Source organism: Frateuria hangzhouensis (assembly GCF_026410505.1).
Lineage (GTDB): Bacteria > Pseudomonadota > Gammaproteobacteria > Xanthomonadales > Rhodanobacteraceae > Frateuria_A > Frateuria_A hangzhouensis.
This window is the reverse complement of the sequence record NZ_JAPMIU010000017.1, coordinates 17,313-29,366: the sequence shown is the minus strand read 5'-3', so window position 1 is coordinate 29,366 and position 12,054 is coordinate 17,313. Positions and strand designations below refer to the sequence as shown.

At 69.6% G+C, this 12,054-nt stretch carries 7 protein-coding genes; 6 read left to right on the top strand and 1 reads right to left on the bottom strand.

The window, feature by feature from the left end; genetic code table 11:
* Positions 1-24: 24 nt before the first annotated feature.
* The 5 genes from OSC30_RS14945 (at position 25) to OSC30_RS14925 (ending at position 10,158) form a co-directional block, all read left to right on the top strand.
* Positions 25-3,138 carry an efflux RND transporter permease subunit gene (locus OSC30_RS14945; RefSeq protein ID WP_267172663.1) on the top strand — a complete coding sequence of 1,038 codons (3,114 nt, stop codon included), beginning with the start codon at positions 25-27 and terminating at the stop codon, positions 3,136-3,138.
* A gap of 220 nt (positions 3,139-3,358) precedes the next feature.
* Positions 3,359-4,801 carry a Wadjet anti-phage system protein JetA family protein gene (locus OSC30_RS14940; RefSeq protein ID WP_267172662.1) on the top strand — a complete coding sequence of 481 codons (1,443 nt, stop codon included), beginning with the start codon at positions 3,359-3,361 and terminating at the stop codon, positions 4,799-4,801.
* Complete coding sequence (locus OSC30_RS14935; RefSeq protein WP_267172661.1) at positions 4,798-5,430, top strand: DUF4194 domain-containing protein; 633 nt, start codon at positions 4,798-4,800, stop codon at positions 5,428-5,430. The genes OSC30_RS14940 and OSC30_RS14935 overlap by 4 nt, the downstream gene beginning before the upstream one ends.
* Positions 5,417-8,848 (top strand): SbcC/MukB-like Walker B domain-containing protein, encoded by a 3,432-nt coding sequence (locus OSC30_RS14930; RefSeq protein WP_267172660.1) that lies wholly within the window; start codon positions 5,417-5,419, stop codon positions 8,846-8,848. Before OSC30_RS14935 ends, OSC30_RS14930 begins: the two co-directional genes overlap by 14 nt.
* A complete protein-coding gene (locus OSC30_RS14925; protein ID WP_267172659.1) occupies positions 8,845-10,158 on the top strand; it encodes a Wadjet anti-phage system protein JetD domain-containing protein in 1,314 nt (437 codons plus the stop codon). The genes OSC30_RS14930 and OSC30_RS14925 overlap by 4 nt, the downstream gene beginning before the upstream one ends.
* A 236-nt stretch (positions 10,159-10,394) precedes the next feature.
* Here OSC30_RS14925 and OSC30_RS16900 read toward each other — a convergent pair whose 3' ends face one another.
* Positions 10,395-11,390, bottom strand: a complete 996-nt coding sequence (locus OSC30_RS16900) for a methyl-accepting chemotaxis protein (protein WP_323374221.1) — start codon at positions 11,388-11,390, stop codon at positions 10,395-10,397.
* A 149-nt stretch (positions 11,391-11,539) separates the two neighbouring features.
* On the opposite strand from OSC30_RS16900, the gene OSC30_RS14910 reads away from it, so the two are divergent.
* Positions 11,540-11,932, top strand: a complete 393-nt coding sequence (locus tag OSC30_RS14910) for a hypothetical protein (protein ID WP_267172658.1) — start codon at positions 11,540-11,542, stop codon at positions 11,930-11,932.
* The last annotated feature ends 122 nt before the right edge of the window (positions 11,933-12,054 follow it).

The following is a 12,054-nucleotide window of genomic DNA, read 5'->3' as shown; positions in this document are numbered from 1 at the left end:
ACGTACGGCTAGCGCGGCTTTCGCATGAACATCCCCCAGCTCTGCATCCGTCGCCCGGTGATGACCACGCTGCTGATGGCCGCGCTGCTGGTGTTCGGCATCGTGGCCTACCCGCGGCTGCCGGTGAACGAACTGCCCAACGTCGACTTCCCGACCATCAGCATCAGCGCGAGCCTGCCCGGCGCCTCGCCCGAGACGATGGCCTCGGCGGTGGCCACGCCGCTGGAAGGCAAGCTCTCGACGATCGCCGGCATCGAGTCGATGAGTTCGACCAGCGCGCTGGGCTCGACCCACATCACGCTGACCTTCGCGCTCGACCGCAGCATCGACGCGGCCGCGCAGGACGTGCAGTCGGCAATCTCCTCGGCGCTGCGCCAGTTGCCGCGGGAGATGACTACCCCGCCGACCTTCCGCAAGGTCAATCCGGCTGACGCCTCGATCCTGTACCTGGCGATGAGCTCCTCGACACTGCCGCTGACGCAGGTGGACGAGTACGCCGAAACCGAGCTGGCGCAACAGTTGTCGATGGTCGACGGCGTGGCCGAAGTCAGCGTGTACGGCTCGCAGAAATATGCCGTGCGGATCAGCCTGGACCCGGACAAGCTCGCCGCCAGCGGCATCGGCATCGACCAGGTGCAGCAGGCGGTGGCCAACGCCAACGTCAACCAGGCCACCGGCTCGCTGTACGGGCAACGCCAGCAGCTGCCGATCCGCAGTGACGGCCAGCTCGAGCGCGCCGCTGCCTACAACGACGTGGTGGTGGCTTACCGCAATGGCGCGCCGGTGCACGTGGGCGACCTGGGCCGCGCCCGCGACAGCGTGCAAGACGACCAGAAGGCCAGCTGGTTCAACGGCGAGCGCGCCATCGTGCTGGCGATCAAGCGCCAGCCGGGCGCCAACACGGTCGAGACGGTGGACCGCATCAAGCAGGTGCTGCCCGGTTTCGAAGCCGGCTTGCCGCCGTCGGTGAAGCTGCAGGTGCTGTACGACCGCTCGCAGTCGATTCGCGCCTCGGTGGACGACGTGCAGTTCACCCTGCTGCTGGCCGGCGTGCTGGTCGTGCTGGTGATCTACCTGTTCCTGGGCAACCTCTCGGCCACGCTGATCCCGGCGGTGGCGTTGCCGATCTCGGTGATCGGCACCTTCGGCGTGATGTATGCGCTCGGCTACAGCCTGGACAACCTCTCGCTGCTGGCGCTCACGCTGGCGGTCGGCTTCGTGGTGGACGACGCGATCGTGATGCTGGAAAACATCGTGCGCCACATCGAGGCGGGCGAGGCGCCGTATGACGCGTCCATCCGTGGCGCCGGCGAGATCGGCTTCACGATCTTTTCGATGACCTTGTCGCTGATCGCCGTGTTCATCCCGGTGATGTTCATGGGCGGCATCGTGGGGCGGCTGTTCCACGAGTTCGCGGTGGTCATCAGCGTGGCAATCCTGATCTCCGGCGTGGTGGCGATCACGCTCACGCCGATGTTGTGCAGCCGCTTCGTCAAGGCGCATGACCACGAATCGAAAAATCGGCTGATCGCGGGCTTCGACCGCGGCTTCAATGCCGTCCACCGCGGCTACCTGGCCAGCCTGCGTTGGTGCATGGACCGGCCGCGGCTGGTGCTGGCCGCGTTCGTGGCCAGCCTGGCCGTCACTGCGCTGCTGTTCGCGGTGGCGCCCAAGGATTTCATCCCCGCCGGCGACAGCGGCCAGTTGCGTGTGAACACTGAAGGGCCGGAGGACATTTCCTTCGACGCGATGGTGGCGCGCCAGCAGGAGCTTGCCGATATCGTGGCGAAGGACCCGAACCTGGCCGGGTACATGTCCAGCGTCGGCGCCGGCGGCTCGCGCGCCACGGTCAACAACGGCTCGATCCTGCTGCTGCTCAAACCGGCCAGCCAGCGCGCGCTCGACGTCGACCGGATCAGCCAGGAACTCCGGCAGAAGTTCGCCCAGGTCACCGGCATCCGTACCTACATCCAGAACCCGCCGGCGATCCGCGTGGGCGGGCGGCAGAGCAAGGCCGAATATCAGTACACGCTGCAGTCGATCGACCTGCAGGCCCTGTACGAGTGGTCGGCGAAAGTCACCCACGCCTTCGCCACGTTGCCCGGCTTCCAGGACTTGACCAACGACCTGGACCTCAACAGCCCCTCGATCGTGGTCGAGGTCAACCGCGACAAACTCGCGCCGCTGGGCCTGAGCATGGCGCAGGTGCAGAGCGCGCTCGGCGCGGCCTTCGGCGAGAATCAGGTTTCCACCATCTACGGTGCCGCCAGCCAGTACTGGGTGATCCTGCAGGTCAAGCGCTCGCTGCAGGACGATCCGGCGGTACTCTCGCGCCTGTACGTCACCTCCGACACCGGCAAGGCGGTGCCGCTGGACACGGTCGCCAGTTTCGCGCGCAAGCCGCAGGTGCTCACCGTCAACCACCAGGGCCAGTTGCCGGCGGTGACGGTGTCGTTCAACCTGGCGCCCGGCGTGAGCCTGAGCGAGGCGGTCGGCGAGATCGACGGCGCGATGGCGAAGATGGGGCTCCCGGCCACCATCAGCGGCTCCATCCAGGGCACCGCGCAGGCGTTCCAGGACTCGATGCAGGGCATGGGCCTGTTGCTGCTGCTGGCGGTGTTCGTGATCTACCTGGTGCTGGGTATCCTGTACGAGAGCTTCATCCATCCGCTGACGATCCTCTCCGGCCTGCCCGCCGCGGCGGTCGGCGCGCTGCTCACGCTGGTGCTGTTCGGCGCCTCGCTGGACCTGTTCGCGTTCGTCGGCATCGTGATGCTGATCGGCATCGTCAAGAAGAACGCGATCATGCTGATCGACTTCGCGCTGGAGCGGCAGCGCGCGGAAGGCATGGCGCCGGCAGCCGCCATCTTCGATGCCTGCCGTGTGCGCTTCCGTCCGATCATGATGACCACGATGGCGGCGTTCGCCGGCACGCTGCCGATCGCGCTGGGCATCGGCGCCGGAGCCGACGTGCGCCGCCCGCTGGGCCTGGCGGTGGTCGGCGGCCTGGTGGTGTCGCAGGTGCTCACGCTGTACCTGACGCCAGTGATCTACCTGTACCTGGACCGCCTGCAGCAGCGCTTCGCGCATAAGCCGCGGCCGCGCGCGGAATGCCCCGCCCGCACAGGCTCCGTGTAGATGCCATCTCGCCACCGTTCACGCCACCGCGTGCCGGGATCAAGGTCGGCTCCTCCCCCTGCTTGCAGGGGGAGGTTGGGAGGGGTAGGCCATCCGGAGCGTAAGAGCACCCCCCCAACCCTCCCCTGCCAGCAGGGAGGGAGCAGGTCGCGCGGGTGGGAGCATCCTTGATCCTGCCGCATAATTCGGCGATGGATATGTCCGCCCGCCGGAGCGTCGTTTGACCACGCCCACCACGCCACCGCTGTTCTCGGTGGTGCCCCCCGGCCTGTTCGCTCCGCTGGCGAGCGCCAATCGCGAGCGCTACTGGGAACTGCTCTGCCGGCTGTTCGAGCAGTTCTTCGGCCCGGACGCTCCGCTGCCGCCGAGCACCGGCTTCCAGCGCCGCGAGATCACCGGCGCACTGGAAAATTACCTGCTCACCGACGATCCCTGGGTCGACGAGGGCGAGGAGGGTGATGTTCCCGGCGCCTCGCTGGTCGACCGCGCCAACGGCATCTACGAACGTTTCCGCTCTACCGGCTGGCTGCGCCAGGAACGCGTGGGCGCGCGCGAGATGGTCTCGATGATGCCGGCGGTGTCGCAGTTCCTCTCCACCCTGGTGGAATTTGCCGAGCATGGCCCGACTTTCGTCTCGGCCAAGGTGCGCTCGATCGAGCTGCAGTTGCAGCAGGTGGTCGATGGCAAGGCTGGCGGCGACGCGCTCGACGAGGCGGCCGACCAGGCACGCCGGTTGCTGGTTTCGCTCTCCTCGATGAGCCTGAAGGTGCGCGACCTGATGCCGGAACTTTCCCGCTCGGAGACCACCGCGCAATTCGCGCGGCAGTGGTTCGAGCGTTACGTCTCCAGTTTCTTCGTCGGCGACTACGCCGATCTGCACAAGGCCGATCATCCGCTGGCCCGGCGCGGCGCCATCCTCTCGATGGCGCTGCAGATCGAAGGCACGGACCTTCGCGACACCCTGCTCGGCTGGTATCGCGAACACCTGACGGCCGGTGACGCCGAACGCGCCGAACTGCGCCTGCAACGCAGCCTGCGCCGTCTGCACGAACTGGAGCGCATCGACGAATACCTGGGTCGCCTGGACGAGGATATCCGCCAGGCCAATCGCCGCGCACTGGCTTTCCTCGACTACCGCCTGCGCGCCCCGGACAAGCTCGACGTGCTGTTGCGCCGCGCCTGCCGCGGCGTGCTGCAGGCGCCGGAAGACGACCTGCGCCTGCCGGTGGCGCCGGGCGCGCTGATGGACGACAGCCAGTTGCGGCCGCCACGGCGAAAGCCGCAGCCGATCCCGCGCAGCGCCAATGCCGTGCAGCAGCCCACGCCCGAACAGCTCGCGCGGCTGAGCCTGCTGCGGCGGATGAAACGCGCGCGGCTGGTCACGCCCGAGGACATGGCGCGCTACGTCGGTCGCCATCTGAGCCACGGCGCCGCCGATTCCAGCCAGCTGGAAGTGACATCCATCGAAGACCTGCGCGCCTACCAGATCCTGCTTACCCTGGCCCTGCGCAGCCACCGCATCGGTGGCCTGCGCCGCGACGATCCGCTCGGCCGGCTGCTGCGCGGCTTCCGCGTCGAGCTGATCGACGCGGGCGAGTGCGCCGACAACGGCTACCTGCGTGCGCCGCGTTTTGCCATCCATCGACTGAAGAAATCCGCATGAAACGCAGCTGGAACATGCTCAGCCAGCAATCCAACGGCGTCTACGCCGTGGCCGACTTCGAGCGCGCCGCCTACCGCCTGGTCACCGAGCAGGTGCTCTACGCCGGCGACCGCGGCACCCGGGTGGCCTATCACCTGGTCGAGGACCATTTCGACGACTACGTTGCCGCGCTGGCTCCATTGGGCATCCGGCTCGAACGCAACGCGCACTACCGCTACGTCGTCGCGCTGCCGGCGCACGGCGACGGCGCGCCAGTGACGCTGGAGGAAACCCTGCTGCTGCTGGTGCTGCGCCAGCGCTACGACGAGGCCATGCGCCAGGGCCAGGTCGAGGACCAGGGCGAGGTCATCGTGGAATTGCCCGAGCTGCAGGAGGCCTATCAGGCACTCATCGGCCGCGCGATGCCCGAGGTCGGCGCGCTGCGCTCGCTGGCGCGCACGCTCAAGCGCTGGGGCGTGTGCCGGCGGGTCGACTCCGAAGCCGACGACCCGCAACCGTTCCACCTGCGCGTGCGCCCGGCCATCGTCGAGGTGGTCGGCGAGCAGTGGCTGCAGCGGCTGGACCAGCACAACCGCGACGGCGATGAAGACGCGGCCGAGTCCACGGAGGACGACGATGCAACTGCTTGAGCGCGTGCACCTGGTGCAGTTCTTCCTGTTCGAGGCGCAGACCCTCACGCTGGACGCCACCAGCGCGATCATCGCGCCCAACGGTGCCGGCAAGAGCGCGTTGCTCGACGCGCTGCAGATCGTGCTGCTGGGCGGCGACCGCAGCCGCATCCGCTTCAACGCCCAGGCCGGCGGCAGCGCCCGCGCGCGCAGCATCCGCGACTACTGCCTGGGCACCTACCGCAGCGGCGAGGAAGGCCGCAAGCGGCGCACCGCGACCACCTACATCACGCTGGTATTCCGCGACCAGGACAGCGGCCTGCCGCTGACCGCCGGCATCGCGCTGGGCGCCTCGGCGGACGAGCCGGACCACCGCGTCTACGGCCAGTACATGCTGCCTGGCGTGGCGCTGGAACTGGACGATCACCTGGAGCGCGGCAAGGGCAGGGAGCTGCCGTTGGAATGGGCCACGTTCAAGGAACTGGCCGTGCGCCGCTGCCACGAGGCGAATACGAAGCCCGAGCTGCACCCGACCAGCGAGCGCTTCGTCAAGGACCTGCTGTTCCGCCTGCGCGCGGCGCCGACCGCGCACCCAGACGTCAATGCCTACCGCAAGGCCTTCCAGAACGCGCTCAACCTGCAGCGCGTGGAGGACGTCGACCTGTTCGTGCGCACCCTGGTCGCCGAGGACCGGCCCACCGACATCGCCCGCTTCCGCGCGCTGCTGGACACCTTCCGCCAGCTCAAGGAAAAGATCGAGCAGGTCGTGCAGCGGATCGGCGCGGCCGAAGTCGTGGAGCAGCAATACGGCAAGATCGCCGCGCAGGCGATGCGCGCCGCCAGCTACCGGGCACTCGCCGCCGAGTACGCGCGCGACCTGCTGGCCGAGCAATCGGAACAGGCCGAACAGGCCTGCGGACAGGCCGTCGACACGCTGGCCGCCACGCGCCGCGCGCTGCTGGAAGCCAACCTCGAACAGCAGTCGGCCGAGGAAGCCCACGTGCAGGCCAACGCCCGCCTGCAGGGCAGCCAGGGCTACGGTGAGCAGTCGCAGCTCGATGAACTGGCCGGCCGCGATCGCGCCGAGCTGGCGCGCCTGAAAAAGGAACTGCTGCGCGAGTTCGGTTTCGTCCGTGCGCAGTTCGAAGAGGTGCGCAAGCTCGGCTTGCCCACGGTGGATGTCACCGCGCTGGCGACCGCCCGGGCGGTCTGGAACGGCTGGCACGACACGCTCGCGGCGCTGTCCGGCGATGCCGCGCTGCCGTGGGAAGCCGGCCCCCTGCACGCGCAGGCGCACCAGGCGCTGGCGGCAGCCAGGCCGTTGATCGACGCGGTGGACGGCCACGCCCGCGCGCTCCACGCCGCGTTCGACGAGGCGCAGGGCCGCCTTGCCGCCGCGCGCCAGAACCAGAAGCGCCTCGCCGCTGGCCAGGCCGAGCTGCACCCGGATGCGGTGCGCCTGATGAGCTACCTGCGCGACGAGGGCATCGACGCGCAGCCCGTGTGCGACCTGGTGCGGGTGACCGATCCGGCCTGGCAGCCGGTGATCGAGGCCTACCTGCGCAGCAACGTCGAAGCGCTGCTGGTACCGGCCGCCGACGAAGAGCGCGCGACCCGGCTGTACCGCTCGCTGCAGGGCGGCCGCGCGATCTACGGCGTCAAGCTGGCGCTTTCCAGCCACGCCCGCGGCGGGCGCGGCGGCACCGACCCGGCCGCCGGCAGCGTGGCCGCGCTGCTGGATGGCGACAGCGCCGAGGCGCTGGCCTTCCTGCGCCGCCAGCTTGGCGAACTGCGCTGTGTCGAGACCGAAGCCGAGCTCATCCGCAGTCGCCAGGGCCTGACCCGCGACGGCCTGCTGGCCAAGGGCGGCAGCATCGAGCGGCTGCGCCTGCCGGCCACGGGCGACCTGAAAATCGGCGCCACCGACAACCGCGCGCGTCAGCGCGTGCTGCGCGAAGACATCGAGACCGCCGAGCGCGACGTGCGCAAGCTCAAGCCCGAACTCGATCGTGTCGAGGCCTGCCAGCGCGGTCTGGCGCGGCTGGCCGATCCGGACGAGCCGGCGCGGTCGCTGCACGACCACGTGCTCGAACACCGGCAGGTCGAGCACCGCTACCGCGCGGCGATGGAAAGCCGCGACGCCAACCTCGATCCCGACCTGCTGCGGCTGGCCGAGCAGGTGCGTGAGCTGCACGGACGCATGCTCGAATGGCGCGGCAAGGCCAACCGCCTGATCGGCGAGGAAGCGCTGGCCGCGCGCGCCGTGGACGAGGCAGGCAAGTTGCTCGAGGGCCTGCGCGCGCAGGAGGCGATCGTCGCCCGCCGCGCCGTGGAGGCCTTCGCCGATCCCGACGTGGACAACAACCGCGTCGAGCGCCAGCGCGAAGAACTGGACGCGAAATTCCCCACGCTGGAGGAACGCGGCCGCCGCTGCGGCGAACGCGCCGCCGAGAGCGACGCCCGCCTGCGCGGCCTGTTGCCCGAAGCCTGGAGCGCGCTGGCCCAGTACGCCAGGGACCATGGACTGGACATCGACTTCACCCCTGAGGCCTGGCGCCCGGCGCGCACGCTGCTGGCGAAGGAACTGGCCAATCTGCGCGATACCGAGCTGGCCAACTACCAGGGCGAGGCCGAACAGGCCTACGCCACGGCGGTGGAAACCTTCCGCGCCAACGTCGCCACCGCGTTGTACGACAACTTCAGCAAGCTCAAGTACCAGATCCACACGCTCAACCGCACGCTGCGTGGCAGCCCCGCTTTTTCCAACAACGAGCGCTACCAGTTCCACTATGAGGTGGCGCCCGAGTACCGCGAGTTGCACCGCTTCATCCAGCGCGTCGCCGACGTCGGTGGCGAGGACAACCTGTTCGGCAACGCCGGCGAAGTGCCCGGCGCCTTCCGCGAGCTGATCGAGGACAACGCCACCACCCGCGCCGCTGCCTCGCCACTGGATGATTACCGTCGCTTCTTCCGCTTCGAGGTGCAGATCCGCCAGGAGGAACGCGTCATCGGCAGCTTGAGCGAACGCATGCGCTCCGGTTCCGGCGGCGAGCACCGCGCGCCGTTGTACGTGATCGCCGGTGCCGCGCTGGCCGCGGCTTACGGCAAGAGCGAGGCGCATCCGGGCGGCATCGGACTGATCCTGCTGGACGAGTTCGGCGACAAGATCGACGCGCAAAACGCGCGCGCCACCGTCGACTACCTGCGCTCGCTGGGACTGCAGCTGGTACTGGCCGCGCCCGACACCGCGCAGGGCACGCTTTCCGGCGTGCTGGAGAGCTACATCGAGCTGTTCCGTGACGGCGACCTGCTGCAGGCCGAGCGCATCGAGGTGAAGCCGGCCGCGCGCGAACTGCTGCTCAGCGACCAGTTCGACCTGCATCCGGACCTGCTGGCCGAGGAAGCCGCGCGCATCGCTCGCGAGCAGGCGAGCGCGTGAGTCCCGCCCGGCAGGTGCTCGAACGCCTGCTGCGCCGCGCCGAAAGCGCGCGCCTGCGCGGTGCCGACGGACGCGTGTCGCTGCCGATGGCCAGTGCCGACGAATACACCGGCCTGCGTTCGCTGGAGGAGCTGGAGGCCTTCCACGGCGAGGTGGCGCTGGCCGAGCGCGAGGGCGCGATCCTGGCGCAACGCGAAAGCCGCAGTGGCGATGGTTCCCGACTGCTGCGACTGAGCGTGGCCGATCTGCCCGCGCTCGCGCGACACCTCGGCGTGCCGCTGCTGGACGACCGCGTAGCCGCCGCTGCGCGACACCTGGAAACCTGGGTCGATCGGTTCCCGGCCGTGGCCGAGGCGATCGCTGCCTGGCGCGCGGGTCGCAAGGTGCGCGGCTGCGGTGCCGAAGCGGCCGGCGAGCTCGCGCAGGCCGCCGAGGCGGTGGCCGCACGCGAGGGCGACGCCGGACACGAGCGCATCCTGCGCCGCGAGAGCGTGCGCCTGTTCGGCGACAGCAAGCGGTTGGAAAAACTCACGCCCTGGCTCGAGGTCCTGGTGACCGGCGAGCTTGCCGCCACGGGCCTGGCCAAGGAGGACGTGTGGTCGGCCATCGGCCTGCGGCGCGAACCGCAGCCCATGTTGCTGTCCGGTGTCGGCACGGTGGAGCTCTCTCGTGCCGTGGTGCCGCCCGTGCAGCCCGTCCATGCGGGCGTGCGCTGCCTGCACGTGCCGGACGGTCCGGAAGATGCCAGCCTGCCGCTGGTGCGGCCCTACCTGGGCCTGCCGGTCGAATCCGTGCGCACCGTGACGACGCCGGCACGTTGCCTGCTGACCATCGAGAACCTCGCCACCTTCCACGATGCGACGCTGGCGGCCGGTGCGCAGGAGGTCCTGCTGCTCTACACCGGCGGCATGCCTTCGCCGGCCTGGCGCAAGGCCTATGCGCGCATTCTCGAGGGGCTCGCGCCGGCGTTGCCGGTCTACCACTGGGGCGATATCGACGAGGGCGGCCTGCGCATCGCCGCGGTGCTGGCCGCCACCGCGCACACGGCGGGCCGGCGCCTGCGACCGTGGCGGATGTCGCCCGCCGACATTCCGCCGGCCGCGGCCCGGCACGCGACCACGCCCACGGCATCGTCGCTGGCGGCGATGCGGCGCGCGGCGGCGCGTGCCGGTTGGCAAGACCTTGCGGATGCGTTGCAGCACCGTCCGATGCAGCTCGAGCAGGAGTCGATCGACCCGTCGTTCCCGGACATGTCTGAGTGCGAGGCCGGGGCGACGAGCGGCCCCGCCCCAAGGCGCAACGCCGAATAACGTCGACCCGGATCCTTGCAGGAGCGCCCTTGTGCGCGACCGCCCGAAGCGTCAGGGTTACCGTCGCGCATAGGTGCGCTGCTGCAGAAAATCGACCAGGTTTTTTCGAAATTTCCGGGAAAGGCGCGAGGGCAAAACCGGTTCCGCGCGGAAGCGGAGGAGCATTCCTGTCCGGGTTGATGCGTAACCACGAAAGTCGGGCATGCCGCTTCGTGGCGCCCCCGCCCGAGGACGGATCAGGCCGCGGCGCCCAGTTGCAGGTCGCCTAGGGTACGGCTGACCTGGGCCAGGCTGTCGGCTTGCGAACGGGCCGCTTCGGCGATCTGGCGGATGCGCTGGTCCACCTGGCCGGAGGAGCCCACGATCGCCTCCATGGCCTCGCCGGCGCGGTGCGCGCGGCTGCTGCAGCCGGCCAGCGCGTCGGTGGTGTTCTGCACCAGTTCGCGGATTTCCTTCGACGACTGCGCGCTGCGCTGGGCCAGCGCGCGCACCTCTTGCGCGACCACGCCGAAACCCTTGCCCAGCTCGCCGGCATGGGCGGCCTCGACCGCGGCGTTGATCGCCAGGATGTTGGTCTGGAAGGCGATCGAATCGATCACCGCGATGATCTCGGCCATGGCCTTGGCGCGGCCGTTGATGTCGCCGATGGCGGCGACCAGCTCCTTCACCAGTACGCCGCCGGTGTCGGCGCTGCCACTGGCCTCCACCGCCAGGCGATTGGCCGTCTGGGCCTCGCCCGCGATCGCCGGGACGGTGTCGTTGAGTTGCTCGAGCGTGCCGCGCAGGGTCTGCGCGGCAAGCGTCTGGCGGGTCACGTCGGTGGCGTACTTGACCACCCTCAAGGGCCGTCCGGCCGGGTCGAAGATCGGGTTGTAGCTGGCCTGGATCCAGATCGGGCTGCCGTCACGGCGCACGCGCTTGTACAGCGCGGCGTTGTACTCGCCGCGGCGCAGGCGTTCCCAGAACTGCCGGTAGGCCGGGCTCTCGCGCTCGGCACGCTCGACGAACATGCGGTGATGCTGGCCGATCACCTGGTCTCGGGTATAGCCGAAGGCCTGCAGGAAGTTCTCGTTGGCATCGAGGACCACGCCCTCCGGCGTGAACTCGATCACCGCCTGCACCTTGTCGATCGCGGCGATGCGTCCGAGCAGGTCGACACGGCTGCGGCGCTGGCCACGCGCTTGCCAGACCTGGCGCAGGCGGGAGGTGAGAGATGACAAGGTGATGCTCATGGTCGTGCTCGTTGGCGGCGGGCGATCCCCATCGCCGGGGGCGGAACGCGGTGGCGTCCGGTCATGGGCTTAGCGGCCCATCCGCGGCGACCTTGAGGCAGGGCGGGCGGCGTTGCGCTACGGTGCGACGCAGTTCACGGAGAACCGCCATGCTTCGCATCCCTCCTGTCGCGCTGGCGACCTTGTTCATCCTGGCCGGCGCCAGTTGCACGACCCGCGCGGGCGAGCCGGGACTGCTCGACGATGCCGCGCTGAAAGCCTACGCGGCCAGGCCCTTCGACAAACACGCCATGATGGGGCAGACCGTCGAGCTTGGCCGCAACCACGGCCTGCCGGTGGTCGCCGAGTTCCCCTGTTCGGACGTCTGCCCGCAATACACCGTGCGGATCATCCACTACCGATTGCCCGAAGGCGCCGATTGCGCCGCCGCGGGCGGGGTGGAGAAAACCGTGGGCGTGCCGGTCGCGATCGCGGTGATGCCCAAGACCTTCTGCGTGCCCGGAGCGCTGGCCGCCGGGGGCGGGTACTACACGCGCCCGTGAAGGGCGGACATGGCCCGGAGGTTCCCTTCGCCCGCGCGAGCTGCCGGTGGCGATGCAGCAGGCCGCCGGCGGCCATGTCGAGCCCGGTACCGCGTAGGGTGGGCTTCAGCCCACCGTCGATG

Coding starts and splice junctions, on each gene's coding strand:
- OSC30_RS14930 (WP_267172660.1), top strand. CDS start 5,417: ATGCAACTGCTTGAGCGCGTGCACCTGGTGCAGTTCTTCCTGTTCGAG.
- OSC30_RS14945 (WP_267172663.1), top strand. CDS start 25: ATGAACATCCCCCAGCTCTGCATCCGTCGCCCGGTGATGACCACGCTG.
- OSC30_RS14935 (WP_267172661.1), top strand. CDS start 4,798: ATGAAACGCAGCTGGAACATGCTCAGCCAGCAATCCAACGGCGTCTAC.
- OSC30_RS16900 (WP_323374221.1), bottom strand. CDS start 11,390: ATGAGCATCACCTTGTCATCTCTCACCTCCCGCCTGCGCCAGGTCTGG.
- OSC30_RS14910 (WP_267172658.1), top strand. CDS start 11,540: ATGCTTCGCATCCCTCCTGTCGCGCTGGCGACCTTGTTCATCCTGGCC.